The sequence below is a fragment of the Streptomyces sp. NRRL WC-3618 genome (assembly GCF_001280005.1).
In the GTDB taxonomy this organism is placed as follows: Bacteria; Actinomycetota; Actinomycetes; order Streptomycetales; family Streptomycetaceae; genus Streptomyces.
This window is the reverse complement of record NZ_LGDW01000155.1, coordinates 69,842-83,643: the sequence shown is the minus strand read 5'-3', so window position 1 is coordinate 83,643 and position 13,802 is coordinate 69,842. Positions and strand designations below refer to the sequence as shown.

Below are 13,802 nucleotides of genomic sequence, written 5' to 3'. Positions count from 1 at the left end.
CCGCCCTGCCCGACCCCGACGCCCACGCCCACTCCCTCGGCAACCGCCACGGCGCTGCCCGCGGGGTTCCGGGTGTACAACGCCCCGGAGGGGTTCTCCGTCGCCCTCCCCCAGGGGTGGAAGCGGCTGAGCGAGGACATCAGACCCGGCAACAGTGCCTACCGCATCCTGTTCGGGGCCGACGGCGACCCGCGTACCCTGACCATCACGTTCAGCCAGCAGCTCCGGTCGTCGGACCCGGTGGCCGTGTGGCGCGACGACGTCGAGCCGGCCCTGAGCCAGGCCGACATCGGCTTCCAGCGGATCGGCGTGATCCGGGCGGCGACCTATCGCGGGCGGAGCTCGGCCGACATGGAGTGGCTGTCCGACTTCGAGGGCACCCGGATCCGCACGCTCGGCCGTGGTTTCCTCGTCGGCGAGAACACGGGCTACTCGCTGCGCTGGACGACGCCCGCCGCCGACTGGAACGACACCGCCAACCGGCAGGCGCTGGACGCCTTTTTCCGGACCTTCAGAGAGTGACCGGCCCACAGGCATGGGCGGGTACACGTGTCGACCACCGGGCGTACGGGTACGGTGACAGGCCGGGATCCGGGGAGCCCAGCCTGTCGAAGCGGTCTGTCAAAGCGTCGTCAATGCGCGCATATAGGCTGCCTGTCTGCACCTTCGCATTCCGTCCAGCCACGCCCGGGAGTCACCTGTGACCGTAGCGATCGCCCTGTCCGAAACGTCCCAGACCCCTGAGTCCTCGGAGCAGTCACAGGCGCCCGAAGTGTCCCCGCTGTCCGAGGAGTTCGACGGGGCCGAGTGGTCCGAGCCGGTCGCGGAGCCCGCCGTCGAGTCCGCCACCGAACCTGCGACCGAGCCCGGCGAGGCCGCCGTCGACGTGTCCCCGCTCGTGGCGCGTGACGCGCGGGAGTTCGGAGTGTACGCGCGGACGGGAGGCTGGGCCTTCGGGCTGCGGGTGGCGCGGAGCGTGCGGCCCGGCGGTCAGCCCGCGGGTGAGACGCCGAAGGTCTCCGCCAAGGAGTTCGCCGCTCTCGCCGACTGCTCGCCCGAGCGCGTCATGCGGTACTACAAGGCCTGGGACAAGGCCGCCGACGACGGTGTCGTCCCGCACTTCGAGGCGCTGGCCCCCGGCGAGGAGGTCGAACTCCCGGGCGCCGACCTGTGGCTCACCTACTACAGCTCCCGTTCCAGCGCCGGTTCGGAGCGCGGCACCGCCATCACCGAGGCCGCCGAGGCGGAGGGCATCCGGCCGACCAAGGCGCTGGAGGTCGCGGAGAACCCCACCGCTCTGCGGGCCGCGATCATGGCCGACCCCTCGACCGCCCGCGCCGCCCGCCACGCGCTGCTGGACCGGATCAAGGAGGACCCGGATCTCCAGGCCGAGCTGGCGCGTGACATCGTCCGCACCGACGACCTGAAGAAGGCCGTGGCCTCCGAGTCCCGGTCGGCCGACCGCGTCGGATACGTCCGCCAGATCGCCGAGTCCGGCCAGGTCAAGACGCCCGCCGGGCAGACCATCGAAGCGCCCGTGGACCTGCGCCAGGAAGCCGAACGGCACCTGTCCCTGCTCGACGAGCTGGACGAGGACGAGGACACCGGCGAGTGGGCGAGCGAGGCCTACGACACCCTCAAGAACCTCGTCGTCGAGGCCGTCGAGGCGGACCCCGAACTGCGCGTCCAGGAACGGCGGACGAAGTTCTACAGCAGCCTCACGAAGGCGACGAAGGCGTTCGAGGAGCTGACCTTCGACGACGTCCAGGAGTTCGCCGAGGACGACATGGTCCAGCAGCTGGAGGAGCTCCAGGAGGCCATCGCCTCGTGCATCACGGCACTGCGCGGGGCACGCACCCCCTCCGCGTGACGTCTGAGGACACGGGCGCCCCGGCTTGAGTACGGGTACTCATGCCCAGGGCCGGGACGCTCCTTGACGATGGTGCTCCACCACAAGGAGCGTCCCGATGCCCGCAGTTGACACTGACTCCCTCTCCCTTCCGGCCGCCACCGGCGCCCCGCGCCGGCGCCTTCCCGTGCTGCTCGCCGGGCTGGTGACCGTCGCGCTGGCGGTCTCCGTGTGGCAGCCGCACGACCTGATGACCTGGTTCCTGGAGACGGTCTGGATCCTGATCGGGCTGCCCGTGATCGTCTTGACCTGGCGTCGTTTCCCGCTCACGAACCTGCTGTGCTGTCTGCTCGCGCTGCACGCCCTCGTCCTGATGGTGGGCGGCCACTACACCTACGCGCAGGTCCCGCTGGGCGACTGGGCGCGCGACACGTTCGGCCTCGACCGCAATCCGTACGACCGGCTCGGCCACCTCACGCAGGGCTTCGTGCCGGCCGTGCTCGTACGGGAGCTGCTGAGCCGTACCTCACCGCTGCGCGGCAGCCGCTGGCTCGCGCCGCTGACGGTGTGCGCCTGTCTGGCGTTCAGCGCGCTGTTCGAGATGTTCGAGTGGGCCGCGGCCGTGATCGGCGGCTCGGCGGCCGACGACTTCCTGGCCACGCAGGGCGATGTGTGGGACACCCAGTGGGACATGTTCTGCGCGCTGATCGGGGCGACCGTCTCGGTGCTCGTGCTGAGCCGGTTCCACGACCGGCAGCTCGCGACGGTGCGCGCCGCTCAGTCGGTGTAGCGGTAGCGGGTCCACAGCGGTACCAGGAACCAGCAGGCCAGGTACCAGGCGACGACGCCCGCGACCAGCCAGGGCACGTACGCGTCGTGGGTGGCCACCCGCAGGACCAGGAGCAGCGCGGACGTCATCGTGGCGAGCAGCAGCACCAGGCCCGCGAAGGTCAGGCGCGAGGCCCAGCGCACGGCCTGGGGTTTCACCCGGCGGCCGGAGACGATCCGGTGCAGGGAGACCGGACCGATCAGGGCACCGGTCGAGGCGGCACCCAGGACGACGGTGACGATGTAGATCGTGTGTTCCGTCTGGCCCAGCTGCGGGTACCTCGGAGTGAAGACCACGGTCAGCAGGAAACCGAACAGGATCTGCACCCCCGTCTGGGCGACCCGCACCTCCTGGATGAGCTCGCTCCACATCCGGTCGGCCCGCTCGTCCTCGGTCTCCGTGCGCCCGCGCTCGCGCAGGCCGGCCTCACTGTCCCTGTCCACCGTGTCCGCCTCCCGGCCCACTCGCCCGCATGTCCTGGTCGGACTACGGGTTCCCCGTGGCGACGAAACCGATCACGTTCCGGCCGGACGGTTTGTTTGAGTGATCGCGGGGAGGGCTACCCGGAAGGCACCACGGCGGCCATGGCGAAACGGAGGCCCGGCGATGTCCGGTACACAGCTCACCCTCACGGTCAGCGGCGGCAACGCCGCCGACGCGCAGACGGTCGTACGGGCCCTGGAGTCGGTCTTCGGGCCGGCGGACGAGTTCCCCGGGGACGACGACGGTCACTCGACCGTGCATTCGGCCGCGTTCACCGTCGGTACGCAGACACTCGCGCCCGGTCACCCGAAGAGGGAGAACCTGTCGGCGCCCGTCATGGTCACCGTGCAGGGCACGCCCGCGGCCGTCCGCTGCGCGGACGCGACCCTCACCGGTACGTTCACCGCGCACGACCGGGGCAGTGCCTCCGGCGACCAGGAGCAGGAACGGCAGCTGCTCCTGGAGCCGTGACACACCTGCGTCCGCGCACTACCAGCGGCTCTCCACCTGCGCCCTGATCCGGCGGTCGTAGAGGTCCTGGATCGCGGTGAGCGTTTCCTGCGACAGCGGCGGCAGGGCGGCAGCCGCCGCGTTGGCGTGGGCCTGCTCGGCCGAGCGGGCGCCCGGGATGACCGTGGTCACGCCCGGCTGCTGGAGGATCCAGCGCAGGGCCAGCTGGGCCGGGGTGTACCCCTCCGGGGCCAGCGCGGAGAACTCCGCCGCCGCCTCCACGCCGGTCGCGTAGTCGACACCGGAGAAGGTCTCGCCCTGGTCGAAGGCCTCGCCGTGGCGGTTGTAGGTGCGGTGGTCGTTCTCGGGGAACACCGTGTCCTTGGTGTACTTGCCCGACAGCAGGCCCGAGGCGAGCGGGACGCGGGCGATGATGCCGACGCCCGCCTTCTCGGCGGCGGGGAGCACCTCGGCCAGGGGCTTCATGCGGAACGCGTTGAGGATGATCTGCACACTGGTCACGCCCGGGCGGGCGATCGCGGTGAGCGCCTCCTCGCAGGTCTCGACGCTGACGCCGTACCGCGCGATGCGCCCCTCCTCGACCAGGGTGTCCAGGGCGTCGAAGACCTCGTCGGAGGAGTAGACCGGGGTCGGCGGGCAGTGCAGCTGGACCAGCTCGATACGGTCGACGCCGAGATTGCGCCGCGAACGGTCGTTCCACGCGCGGAAGTTGTCGAGGACGTAGTTCTCCGGGATCTGGTCGAGCCGGCGGCCCATCTTGGTCGCGACCAGGACGTCCAGCTCGGGCCTGCCCCGCAGGAAGGTGGCGATGGTCTGTTCACTGCGCCCGTCGCCGTACACGTCGGCGGTGTCGAAGAAGGTCACTCCCGCTTCGACCGCCGCGTCCAGCACCGCGAGGGCGTCCTTCTCCTCCACGTCGCCCCAGTCGGCGCCCAACTGCCACGTTCCGAGGCCGATGACCGACATCCGCTGACCCGACCTACCGATTGCACGCTCGTCCATGGCGGCAGTCTTTCATCCGTCCGGCAGGCCCGCCGACCAGGGCCCTCTGTCACCCACACGGGTGAATCAATGAAAGCGGCAACCAGTTCGCGTCGATCACCCTTTAGCGTGACCGGATGACTGATCATCTGGCGCGTCGCGGATTCCTGCTCGGCGCGGCCTCCCTCGCCCTCGTGGCGATCGCGGTCGACCCGGCCGTCGCCGCCGCCGAGCTTCCCGACTTCCCGGCGGACGTCACGCCCTACCGCTCCGGCTACCGCAACTGGGTCGGCGAGATCACCGCCGACGGATTGTGGGCCTGCGCGCCGAGCGCCCCCGGCCAGGTGGTCGACGTCGTCAACTGGGCCTGGCGGCACGGCTGGACGGTCCGCGCCCGGGGTTCCGCGCACGGCTGGTCGCCGCTGACGATCACCGCCGGTACGGAGTCCGACGCACCCGTGCTGATCGTCGACACCGCTCCCCATCTCAACGGCCTGAGCCTCACGTCCACCGGCCCGGCCGCCGTACGGGCGGGCACCGGGGTCACCCTGGAGGCGCTGCTCACCTATCTGGAGCAGCGGGGCCTCGGGGTCACCGCCGCGCCCGCGCCCGGTGACCTCACGCTGGGCGGGGCACTGGCCGTCGACGCCCACGGCACCGCCGTACCGGCCACCGGAGAGACCCTGCGGCCCGGACACACGTACGGCTCGCTCAGCAACCTGGTGCTGTCGTTGACGGCGGTCGTGTGGGACGGGGGCTCCGGCGCCTATGTCCTGCGGAGGTTCGAGCGCGGCGAGGCGGACTGCGCGGCGCTCCTCACCCACCTCGGCCGGTCCCTGGTCGTCGAGGTCGTGCTGCGGGTGGGGGCGAACACGAACCTGCGCTGTGTCAGCCGTACGGACATTCCGGCGGCCGAACTGTTCGCGGCGCCCGGCGGCGGCGGGCGGACCTTCGCGAGTTTCCTGGACGAGGCGGGGCGGGTCGAGACGATCTGGTTCCCCTTCACCGAGTTCCCCTGGCTGAAGGTGTGGAGCGTCGCGCCGAACAAGCCGCTGACCTCACGGCGCGTGACGTCGCCGTACAACTACCCGTTCTCCGACAACGTCCCGACCCCGGTGGCGGACCTCGTCGGGCGGATCCTGGCCGAGGGGGCCTGGTATCTCGCGCCGGTACTCGGCAACGCGCAGTTGGACACGGCCGCGGTCGGCCTCGTCGCGACGCTGTCGGCGGACATCTGGGGGCCGTCGAAGAACACGCTGCTGTACGTCCGGCCGACGACTCTGAGGGTCACCGCCAACGGGTACGCGGTGCTGACCAGCCGGGCCCAAGTGCAGCGTGTCATCGCCGAGTTCACCGCGTTCTACCGGGAACGCCTGGCCGCTTACGCCGCGTCGGGCCGCTTCCCGGTCAACGGCACCGTCGAGATCCGCGCCACCGGCCTCGACCACCCGGCCGACTCCGGCTCGGCCGGCGCCCACGCCCCGCTGCTGTCCGCGCTGCGACCGGTCGAGGGGCACCCCGAGTGGGACACCGCCGTCTGGCTGGACGTACTGACGCTGCCCGGGACGCCGCACGCCGAGGCCTTCTTCCGGGAACTCGAACAGTTCCTGCTCGGGACGTACGACGGCGGGCACGCGCTGACCAGGGTCGAGTGGTCCAAGGGGTGGGCGTACACGGACACCGCCGGGTGGAGCGACGAGGAGGTCATCGGCACGGCGGTACCGGCTTCCTACGGCGCCGCCGTGTGGCAGGAGGCCGTCGGGACCCTGGACCGGCTCGATCCGCGCGGCGTGTTCGAGAACGCGTTCCTCGACCGGCTGCTGCGCTGACGCCCGTTCACCCCGCAGCACCGGCCATGACCGGGCTATTTTCCGGAGACCTCGGCCTTTTCCCGGGTACGGGAGGCCAGTGCCCGGGTCTGCGCGGTGCGCGCCAGCTTCGGCCCGAGCCATCGTTTGAAGCGGCGCAGCGCTTCGAGGCGCCCCGCCGCCCGGTCGATGCCGTAGTACAGCTGGGGCGGGACATAGGGCAGCAGGGGTGAGTGGCGCTGGCCGAGCAGGGCGAACATCCGGGCCGGGGGCAGCCGGATGTAGCGCGGCAGGTTCTCGTACCACTGGGCGCTGTAGCGGGCCGCGCTCTGGATGGAGAGCAGTTCGGAGGTGCGCCGCTGCTCGTAGGCGGTGAGTGCCTCGGGGAGTTCGGCGTGCGCGTGCAGGGCTTCCGCCAGGGCGATGGCGTCCTCGAGGGCGAGGGTGGTGCCGGCGCCGATGGAGTAGTGGGTGGTGTGGGCGGCGTCGCCGAGCAGGACGAGGTTGCCGTGGTGCCAGGTGCGGTTGGTGAGGGTGCGGAAGTTGAGCCACTGGGCGGCGCCGTCCGCCGAGGAGCGGCCGATCAGGGGGTGGCCGTCCAGCAGGTCGCCGAAGATCTTCTCCAGCAGGGCCAGGCCGTCGGCCTCGTTCGCCCGGTCGAGGCCGAGTCCGCTCCAGGTCTCGGGGGAGCACTCGACGACGCAGGTGCTGTGGTCCTGGCTGTAGCCGTAGCCGTAGCACCAGATCCAGCCGTGCTCCGTCTCCTTGAAGCCGAAGGTGAAGGCGTCGAAGACCTTGGTGGTGCCGAGCCAGATGTACCGGTTGCGTCCGGCCCTCAGCCCCGCGCCGAAGTGTTCGGCGTGCTGTTCGCGCAGCGCGCTGTTGACGCCGTCGGCGGCCACGACCAGATCGGCGCCCTCCAGCGCGTCCGTGCCGGTGATCCCGTGCTCGAACTCCAGCCGTACGCCCAGCTGCCGGGCCCGGTCGGCGAGGATGTCGAGGAGCTTGTGGCGGCCGATGCCGAAGCCCTCGTCGCCGGGGTGCCGGGTCGCGCTGTCGCCCACGTGGGCGACTCCGTGGTCCCAGGACACCGAGGCGTCCCGGATGGCCCGCGCGGAGTCGGGGTCGTGCTCGTGGAGCTTGTCGAGCAGTCCGCGCCAGTAGGTGACGCCCCAGCCGTAGGTCGAGCCCGCCGGGTCGCGCTCGTACACGGTGATGTCGTGGGACGGGTCCCGCAGCTTCATGAGGATCGAGAGATACAGGCCGGCGGGCCCGCCTCCGACACAGGCGACCTTCACGCACACCCCTAGCGATTACAGAAAGTGGTCATTTCGCGTCGGAGAGTAGCAGGATGTGGGGTCGCCGAGCGGCCCCCACCTCATGGGGGCCGCTGTCTCATGGGGTCGCTCGGGCCGGGTGGGCTCAGACCTCGGCCGTACGGCACTCCGGGTGGCCCCAGCCCTGGGCGTTCTTGGCGATGGTCTCGCCTGCCGCGTAGGCGCGTCCGCAGACGCAGCGTCCGGCGAACTTCGCCTTCAGGGTGCGGCCCGAGTTGCCGCCGCGCGGCCGGGACGTCTTCGCGCCGGACGTCTTCGCGGACGTCGTGCGCGGGGTGTCGGGCGAGGCCGGGGGCTCGGGGGAGCCGAGGTCGCTGCCCGCCGACTGCTGCACGATCGCGGCCTGGCTGGCGGCGCGGTCGGCGAAGTCGTTGAGCTTGTCGCCGTCGACCTGGTGGGCGGGCACGTAGCGGAACTCGACCGAGCGGCCGGCGAGGAGCTCGTCGATACGGACGACGAGCTCCTGGTTGGCGACGGGCTTGCCGGCGGCCGTTTTCCAGCCCTTGCGCTTCCAGCCGGGCAGCCAGGTGGTGACGGCCTTCATCGCGTACTGGGAGTCCATCCGGATCTCCAGCGGGACGTCCGGCGCGACGGCCGTCAACAGCCTTTCCAGCGCGGTGAGTTCGGCGACGTTGTTGGTGGCTCTGCCGAGCGGGCCGGCCTCCCAGCGACTGGGGCTCTCCGAGCCGTCGGCGACCACCCAGGCCCAGCCCGCCGGTCCCGGATTTCCCTTCGAGGCCCCGTCGCACGCGGCCACCACTCGTTCACGCATGCGCTCGATCATGCCATGCGCGGACCGGGCCCCCGGCCGCCCTCGACGGGTGCCTCGGGGGCCTTCCTCACTCCACGTCCACCGACTTGGGCAGGTCGCCGGCCGTCGTCGTGACGTCGATGACCGAGAAGTTCGCGCCCTGCGGATCGCTCAGCGCCGCGAACCGGCCGAACGGGGTGTCCATGGGCCCGAAGCGCAGCACGGCGCCGAGCTTGGTGGCCGTGGCCACGGTGTCGTCGCAGTTGGCGACGCTGAAGTACACGTTGATGTACGGCGGCATCTCGGGCGGGAAGTCCTCGGTCATGCGCATCCGGCCGAGAACGGTCCTCTCGCCCAGGTTGTACATACGGAAGTCGACGGCGTCGTCCTGCATCTGCTTCGCCGAGTAGCCGAAGACGGCCGGGAAGAAGGCGTCCGTCTTGTCGGTGTCGCGGGTGAAGACCTCGGCCCAGCAGTAGGCGCCGTGCTGTTCGGGTCCCGCTTCGAAGCCTTCGTGGGTACCGGCCTGCCACACACCGAAGACGGCGCCGCTGGGGTCGCGGGCCAGGCACATGGTGCCGAACTCGCCCACCTGCATCGGCTCCATCAGCAGTTCGCCGCCGTTGTCGCGGATCCTGGTGGCGGTGGCGGCGGCGTCCGGCGAGGCGAGGTACAGGCACCATGCGGACTGTCCCTCCTGGCCGGGCATGGGCGGGACGACGGCGGCGACCGCCTTGCCGTCGGCGTAGGCCTGCGTGTAGTTGCCGTACTCCGACGACGACTCGCCGAAGGTCCAGCCCAGCACCTCGCCGTAGAAGCTCTTGGCTCCCTCGACGTCACTGAACATCGCGTCGGCCCAACAGGGGGTTCCCTCAGGTTGCACGGCCATGGCTTCGGCCTCTCCGGTCTCGTCGACCTCGTCGGGGGTCCGGATCCTCACGCTAGCCAGGCTTCGTCCAGGACGCGCGCCGAGCGCGCCGCATCCCCAGGGGCGCGGCGATAACAGGCCCCGGCGGTCTGATAATTTCATCGGCGCTCGTCTCTCCTCGACCTCTCCCCTACCTCCAGGTGTCCAGATGTCCGCTGCACGGGTGCGTCGCCTCGCGACGCGGCATGCCCGCGGCGGTCTCCCGCACCTGCTGGGCGTCCTGCTCCTCGTCCTCGCGACGTTCGCCTTCTCCTGCGCCGGCGCCCTGCCTTCGCCGGACACCGGGCCGTCGCGGTCGACGTCGGCGCACGCCGTGCACATCTCCGACCGGGACCCCTGCCAGGAGAGCCCGCACCACAGCTGTCATGTCCCCGGGCACCTCGGCGTCCTCAACCACGCGCCCGTGATCGGCGCGGACCGGGCCGCCGCACTGGACCAGCCGAGCACCGCCCCCGCCCGGCTGCCGCACGGCCCGTCGCGGATCCCGGGCACCGCCCGCCCTCCCGATCTCCACGAGTTGCAGCTGCTCCGGGTCTAGGCCGTGGCCGGGCCCGCCTTCGGTGCCCGATCCGCCGGCCGGTTCCGCCCGGCCACGACCACGACCGTCACCCCAGCTTGCAGTGCCGTGCCCCACGACAGGCACGGCCCGGAGAAGGACATCCCATGGGTACATCCAACGCCAAGGCGAAGACCGCGGCCCGCCGCGCCCACATGGAAGAACTGCGCAAGGTCGAGCAGGCCCGGGAGCGCCGTATGCGGCTGCTCACGCTCGGCGCGACCGCCGTCATACTCGTCGGCCTGGCCGGCGGCGGCTGGTATCTCTTCGACTCCGCGCAGGAGAAGGAAGAGGCGAAGGCGGCGCCGATATCCGGCGTGAAGAGCTGGTCCAAGCTCACTCAGAACCATGTCACCACGCCCGTCACCTACAAGATGAGCCCGCCCGTGGGCGGCGACCACAACCAGGTGTGGGTGAACTGCGACCGGCAGGTCTACACCAAGGCGGTCCCCAACGAGAACGCGGTGCACGGCCTCGAACACGGCGCGGTCTGGATCACGTACAACGACAAGGCGGCCAAGGCGGACGTCAAGACGCTCGCCGAGAAGGTGACCAACACGTCGTACACCTTCATGAGTCCGTACGAGGACCAGTCGTCGCCGATCGTGCTGAGTGCCTGGGAGCACCAGCTCAAGGTGGACAGGGCGTCGGACCCGAGGGTCGCCAAGTTCCTCGACAAGTACGTCCAGGGTGCGCAGACGCCCGAGCCCGGTGCCGCGTGCACCAACGGAATGACGCCGTGAACTGAGCGCCGGCCGCGGGGCGTTCGCATGGGACGACCCCGCGCCGTGCCGTCGAAATTCGCTGGACCGCGGGCCCTTGGGCGGCTGGGATGGTCCCATGTGCGCCCTGAAGATGCATGCGGACGAGGTGGAGATCGACGCCCCGCTGGTCCGGAACCTGATCGCCCGGCAGTTTCCCGAGTGGGCCCGGCTGCCGGTGGAGCGGCTGGCGTCCGCCGGGACCGAGAACGCCATGTTCCGGCTCGGCGGTGACCTGGTGGTCCGACTGCCCCGGCATCCCCGTGCGGTGGGGAGCATCGAGCACGAGCGGCGCTGGCTGTCCCTGCTGGAGCCGCGGCTACCGGTCGCGGTGCCCGAGCCTCTCGGGCGGGGCGGCGCCGACGAGGAGTTTCCGTGGCCCTGGTCCGTGTACGGCTGGCTGGACGGGCGCAATCCGGCGGTCGACGCCCTCGAAGCGCCCGAGACGCTGGCCAGGGAACTCGCCGGTTTCATCCGTGCGCTGCGCCGGGTCGACGCCGGGAACGGGCCGGCCCACGCCCGGGCCGTTCCGCTCTCGGCACGGGACACGGAGACGCGCACGGCCCTCGCCCAGTTGACCGGGGCGGTGGACACGCAGGCGGTGACGGCCCGGTGGGAGGAGGCTCTGCGGGCGCCGGAGCACAGCGGCCCGCCGGTCTGGGCGCACGCGGATCTGTCACCGGGCAACGTGCTGGTCAGCGAGGGGCGGCTGAGTGCCGTGATCGACTTCGGCTGTGTCGGCGTCGGCGATCCGGCCGTCGATCTGATCGTGGCCTGGAATCTGCTGCCCGCCGGGGTTCGGGGCACCTTCCGGGAGGCTGTGGGCGCCGACGACGCGGAGTGGGCGCGTGGGCGAGGCTGGGCGCTGTCGATCTCGTTGATCCAGCTGCCGTACTACTGGGAGACGAATCCGGTGCTCGCGGCGAACTCCCGGCATGTGATCAGGGAGATCCTGGCCGAGTGACCAACCGGCCTGAGCCGCCCGGGACGGGGCGGCTCGGCACGGACCGGGTTCGTCCCTACTCCCCCGCGTACGCCTTCTTCAGGGCGGCGATGTCCAGCTTGCCCATCGCGAACATGGCCTTGCTGGTACGGACGGCCTTCTCCGGGTCGGGGTCGCTGATCATCTCGATCAGGCCGTCCGGGATGACCTGCCAGGACAGTCCGTACTTGTCCTTGAGCCAACCGCAGGGGCCGCCCTCGCCGCCGTCCTCGGTGAGCTTGGTCCAGTAGTGGTCGACCTCTTCCTGGTCCGCGCAGTAGATCTGGAAGGAGACGGCCTCGGTGAACTTGAACTGCGGGCCGCCGTTCAGGGCGACGAACTTCTGGCCGTTGGCCACGAAGTCGACGGCCATCACACCGCCGGCGGGGGCGGGGCCGGCCTCGTTGTAGTAGCCGATTTTGCCGAGCTTGGAGTTCTTGAAGAGCGAGACGTAGAAATGGGCGGCTTCCTCGGCCTGGCCGTCGAACCAGAGACACGTGGTGAATCCGTCGGTGGTCATGGAGTACCTCCTGGGGCGGGAACGCTGTCACCTCTTTCGACCGCTCCTCGGGCGAAAACTCATCGGTGGCGCGACAGGTTGTTGTCCCGATCCCCTGATCCCCCCGATCGCCGGTCAGCCGGTCAGCCGGTCAGCCGGTCAGCCAGTAAGCCAGTCACTGGCCTACTCGGCCGTCGACGCACTCGCGCAGGAGGTCGGCGTGGCCGCAGTGCCGCGCGTACTCGTTGACATGCGCCGCCAGGAGATCGCGGAGCTGGATCTCCCCGCCGTGCTCGGCGCCGAAGTCGGAGAAGCCCGCGTTCGTGGTGCCGAAGTCGGCGACGCCCGCGATGAATTGGTCGGTGAGCCGGCATTCTTCCCGCCAGTGCCGCCAGGCGTCCTCCACGACCTGCGGATCGGCGACCGCGCCGTTCCAGTCGCCGTCACGGTCGTCGTCGGTGCGGTACAGCTTGGGTGCGTCCTCGCCGGCCATGACCCGGCGAAAGTGCCGTTCGTCCTCGGTCAGGTGCCGTACCAGCCCGAGCAGGGACATCGTGGACGGCGGCACGGAGCGCCGGGCCAGTTGTTCGGCGTCCAGACCGGCGCACTTCATCTCCACGGTGAGGCGGTAGTGGCGCAGGCCTTCGACCAGCGTGCCGCGTTCGTCGACGATCTCCGTGTCGGTCTCGCGCGGGTCGTCGTCCGGGTCGACCCACATGTCGGAGTAGACGGTCGCGACCGTCCAGCGAGTCGCCGTTGTTTCGTTGTCGTGCGCGCGCGATTCCATGGGGGGCATGGTCGCGCGCGTCGACACCCACCGCCACCGGTTTATTGGGCCGGTGCCGGGAATCCGCGCTTCGTGCGCCAGTGCACGAAGCGCGGAGCGGGCGTGAAGTCGATTTTGTACGAGGCGTGTTCGTTCGCGAGGAGCCTGCGCAGGAACTCGGCCATGCCGCACGGGACGACCTCGCAGGTCACCGAGCCATGCCGGGCGAAGAGCAGAACAGGCCAATTCTCGGGGTCCGGATCGCTGGTCAGCCAGCAGAAGATGTCGGCGCTGTCGCTGCCGCCCCAGGCGAGGATGTGCTCCGGGTCGAGGTCGAGGTCGTCCTGATCGGGGCCCTCCTCCTCCCAGGTCAGACGGGCGTTACCCGTCTCGTCCTCGAAGTCCTGGGGGGAGAACTCGTAGCCCCCGGTGGGAAACGGCGAGAGGACACCGACCTGATCGGGGTCCTCCTCCGTGCCGAGGTCGCCGACGCCGTACACAGCCATGAAGGCCATGTAGTCCCGGGGAAACGCGGTGCCCCACCGAGCCTCCGCCGCCTGCCAGTCGATTTTCTCGCCCGCGCCCGAAGGCGGCGGCAGCAGCTGCCGCAACGCCTCGATCCCCGTCAGGTCTTCCATGGTGGTCCCGCCTTTCGATCAGTCAGCAGGAGCCTAGGGGGCACCACTGACAACGGCCCCGGAAAAGCCTCCGCCCCACCCCCTGAACGGGCCTCCCCCACCCCCTGCCGAGGCTGTAGATCAACGTGAGGCCGAGGTCACATTTCAGCCGAGGTCAAGGTCA

Annotated in this window: 15 protein-coding genes and 1 pseudogene; 8 read left to right on the top strand and 8 right to left on the bottom strand. The window is 70.6% G+C overall.

The window, feature by feature from the left end; genetic code table 11:
- From ADL01_RS17310 to ADL01_RS17300, 3 genes and pseudogenes are all read left to right on the top strand, one after another.
- Positions 1-522: pseudogene (locus ADL01_RS17310) on the top strand (serine/threonine protein kinase); the annotation flags it as partial.
- Positions 523-886: 364 nt separating this feature from the next.
- Positions 887-1,870: a hypothetical protein gene (locus tag ADL01_RS17305; protein ID WP_053742907.1), complete on the top strand. Its 984-nt coding sequence runs from the start codon at positions 887-889 to the stop codon at positions 1,868-1,870.
- Between the two features lie 97 nt (positions 1,871-1,967).
- The gene (locus ADL01_RS17300; RefSeq protein ID WP_199834846.1) at positions 1,968-2,639 is read left to right on the top strand and encodes a DUF2238 domain-containing protein; all 672 of its coding nucleotides are present in this window, start codon (positions 1,968-1,970) and stop codon (positions 2,637-2,639) included.
- Here the strand turns inward: ADL01_RS17300 and ADL01_RS17295 are convergent.
- On the bottom strand, positions 2,627-3,049 hold the full coding sequence (locus ADL01_RS17295) for a DUF6328 family protein (protein WP_053742905.1): 423 nt from the start codon (positions 3,047-3,049) through the stop codon (positions 2,627-2,629). The two genes, ADL01_RS17300 and ADL01_RS17295, sit on opposite strands and share 13 nt — an antisense overlap.
- 235 nt (positions 3,050-3,284) lie before the next feature.
- Between ADL01_RS17295 and ADL01_RS17290 the strand changes: the two genes are divergently transcribed.
- On the top strand, positions 3,285-3,632 hold the full coding sequence (locus ADL01_RS17290; RefSeq protein WP_053742899.1) for a hypothetical protein: 348 nt from the start codon (positions 3,285-3,287) through the stop codon (positions 3,630-3,632).
- A gap of 18 nt (positions 3,633-3,650) precedes the next feature.
- Here the strand turns inward: ADL01_RS17290 and ADL01_RS17285 are convergent, their stop codons facing one another.
- Positions 3,651-4,634, bottom strand: coding sequence for an aldo/keto reductase (locus tag ADL01_RS17285; RefSeq protein WP_053742898.1), 984 nt, complete (start codon positions 4,632-4,634; stop codon positions 3,651-3,653).
- Positions 4,635-4,750: 116 nt separating this feature from the next.
- Here ADL01_RS17285 and ADL01_RS17280 point away from each other — a divergent pair, with 116 nt between their 5' ends.
- Positions 4,751-6,442 carry a cholesterol oxidase substrate-binding domain-containing protein gene (locus ADL01_RS17280; RefSeq protein ID WP_053742897.1) on the top strand — a complete coding sequence of 564 codons (1,692 nt, stop codon included), beginning with the start codon at positions 4,751-4,753 and terminating at the stop codon, positions 6,440-6,442.
- 35 nt (positions 6,443-6,477) lie between these two features.
- On the opposite strand, the gene ADL01_RS17275 is transcribed toward ADL01_RS17280, so the two are convergent.
- The 3 genes from ADL01_RS17275 to ADL01_RS17265 all read right to left on the bottom strand — a co-directional run bounded on the left by ADL01_RS17275 (position 6,478) and on the right by ADL01_RS17265 (position 9,398).
- Complete coding sequence (locus tag ADL01_RS17275) at positions 6,478-7,719, bottom strand: FAD-dependent monooxygenase (protein WP_199834844.1); 1,242 nt, start codon at positions 7,717-7,719, stop codon at positions 6,478-6,480.
- Between the two features lie 124 nt (positions 7,720-7,843).
- The gene (locus ADL01_RS17270) at positions 7,844-8,542 is read right to left on the bottom strand and encodes a ribonuclease H family protein (protein WP_053742895.1); all 699 of its coding nucleotides are present in this window, start codon (positions 8,540-8,542) and stop codon (positions 7,844-7,846) included.
- A 55-nt stretch (positions 8,543-8,597) separates the two neighbouring features.
- Positions 8,598-9,398 (bottom strand): VOC family protein, encoded by an 801-nt coding sequence (locus ADL01_RS17265; protein ID WP_053742904.1) that lies wholly within the window; start codon positions 9,396-9,398, stop codon positions 8,598-8,600.
- 187 nt (positions 9,399-9,585) lie between these two features.
- Here ADL01_RS17265 and ADL01_RS17260 point away from each other — a divergent pair, with 187 nt between their 5' ends.
- The 3 genes from ADL01_RS17260 (at position 9,586) to ADL01_RS17250 (ending at position 11,718) form a co-directional block, all read left to right on the top strand.
- On the top strand, positions 9,586-9,975 hold the full coding sequence (locus ADL01_RS17260) for a DUF6153 family protein (protein WP_053742894.1): 390 nt from the start codon (positions 9,586-9,588) through the stop codon (positions 9,973-9,975).
- Positions 9,976-10,100: 125 nt separating this feature from the next.
- Positions 10,101-10,736 carry a DUF3105 domain-containing protein gene (locus tag ADL01_RS17255; protein WP_053742893.1) on the top strand — a complete coding sequence of 212 codons (636 nt, stop codon included), beginning with the start codon at positions 10,101-10,103 and terminating at the stop codon, positions 10,734-10,736.
- 97 nt (positions 10,737-10,833) lie between these two features.
- Positions 10,834-11,718, top strand: coding sequence for an aminoglycoside phosphotransferase family protein (locus ADL01_RS17250; protein WP_053742892.1), 885 nt, complete (start codon positions 10,834-10,836; stop codon positions 11,716-11,718).
- 55 nt (positions 11,719-11,773) lie between these two features.
- Here the strand turns inward: ADL01_RS17250 and ADL01_RS17245 are convergent, their stop codons facing one another.
- From ADL01_RS17245 to ADL01_RS17235, 3 genes are all read right to left on the bottom strand, one after another.
- On the bottom strand, positions 11,774-12,256 hold the full coding sequence (locus ADL01_RS17245; RefSeq protein ID WP_053742891.1) for a VOC family protein: 483 nt from the start codon (positions 12,254-12,256) through the stop codon (positions 11,774-11,776).
- Positions 12,257-12,410: 154 nt separating this feature from the next.
- On the bottom strand, positions 12,411-13,022 hold the full coding sequence (locus ADL01_RS17240; RefSeq protein ID WP_053742890.1) for a DinB family protein: 612 nt from the start codon (positions 13,020-13,022) through the stop codon (positions 12,411-12,413).
- Between the two features lie 41 nt (positions 13,023-13,063).
- Complete coding sequence (locus ADL01_RS17235; protein ID WP_053742889.1) at positions 13,064-13,639, bottom strand: SMI1/KNR4 family protein; 576 nt, start codon at positions 13,637-13,639, stop codon at positions 13,064-13,066.
- Positions 13,640-13,802: the final 163 nt, after the last annotated feature.

What these genes read in the sequence shown, in the direction of transcription:
- ADL01_RS17300 (WP_199834846.1), top strand. Translation starts at nt 1,968, where the DNA reads ATGCCCGCAGTTGACACTGACTCCCTCTCCCTTCCGGCCGCCACCGGC.
- ADL01_RS17295 (WP_053742905.1), bottom strand. Translation starts at nt 3,049, where the DNA reads ATGTGGAGCGAGCTCATCCAGGAGGTGCGGGTCGCCCAGACGGGGGTG.
- ADL01_RS17290 (WP_053742899.1), top strand. Translation starts at nt 3,285, where the DNA reads ATGTCCGGTACACAGCTCACCCTCACGGTCAGCGGCGGCAACGCCGCC.
- ADL01_RS17285 (WP_053742898.1), bottom strand. Translation starts at nt 4,634, where the DNA reads ATGGACGAGCGTGCAATCGGTAGGTCGGGTCAGCGGATGTCGGTCATC.
- ADL01_RS17280 (WP_053742897.1), top strand. Translation starts at nt 4,751, where the DNA reads ATGACTGATCATCTGGCGCGTCGCGGATTCCTGCTCGGCGCGGCCTCC.
- ADL01_RS17270 (WP_053742895.1), bottom strand. Translation starts at nt 8,542, where the DNA reads ATGATCGAGCGCATGCGTGAACGAGTGGTGGCCGCGTGCGACGGGGCC.
- ADL01_RS17265 (WP_053742904.1), bottom strand. Translation starts at nt 9,398, where the DNA reads ATGGCCGTGCAACCTGAGGGAACCCCCTGTTGGGCCGACGCGATGTTC.
- ADL01_RS17260 (WP_053742894.1), top strand. Translation starts at nt 9,586, where the DNA reads ATGTCCGCTGCACGGGTGCGTCGCCTCGCGACGCGGCATGCCCGCGGC.
- ADL01_RS17255 (WP_053742893.1), top strand. Translation starts at nt 10,101, where the DNA reads ATGGGTACATCCAACGCCAAGGCGAAGACCGCGGCCCGCCGCGCCCAC.
- ADL01_RS17250 (WP_053742892.1), top strand. Translation starts at nt 10,834, where the DNA reads ATGTGCGCCCTGAAGATGCATGCGGACGAGGTGGAGATCGACGCCCCG.
- ADL01_RS17245 (WP_053742891.1), bottom strand. Translation starts at nt 12,256, where the DNA reads ATGACCACCGACGGATTCACCACGTGTCTCTGGTTCGACGGCCAGGCC.
- ADL01_RS17240 (WP_053742890.1), bottom strand. Translation starts at nt 13,022, where the DNA reads ATGGAATCGCGCGCGCACGACAACGAAACAACGGCGACTCGCTGGACG.
- ADL01_RS17235 (WP_053742889.1), bottom strand. Translation starts at nt 13,639, where the DNA reads ATGGAAGACCTGACGGGGATCGAGGCGTTGCGGCAGCTGCTGCCGCCG.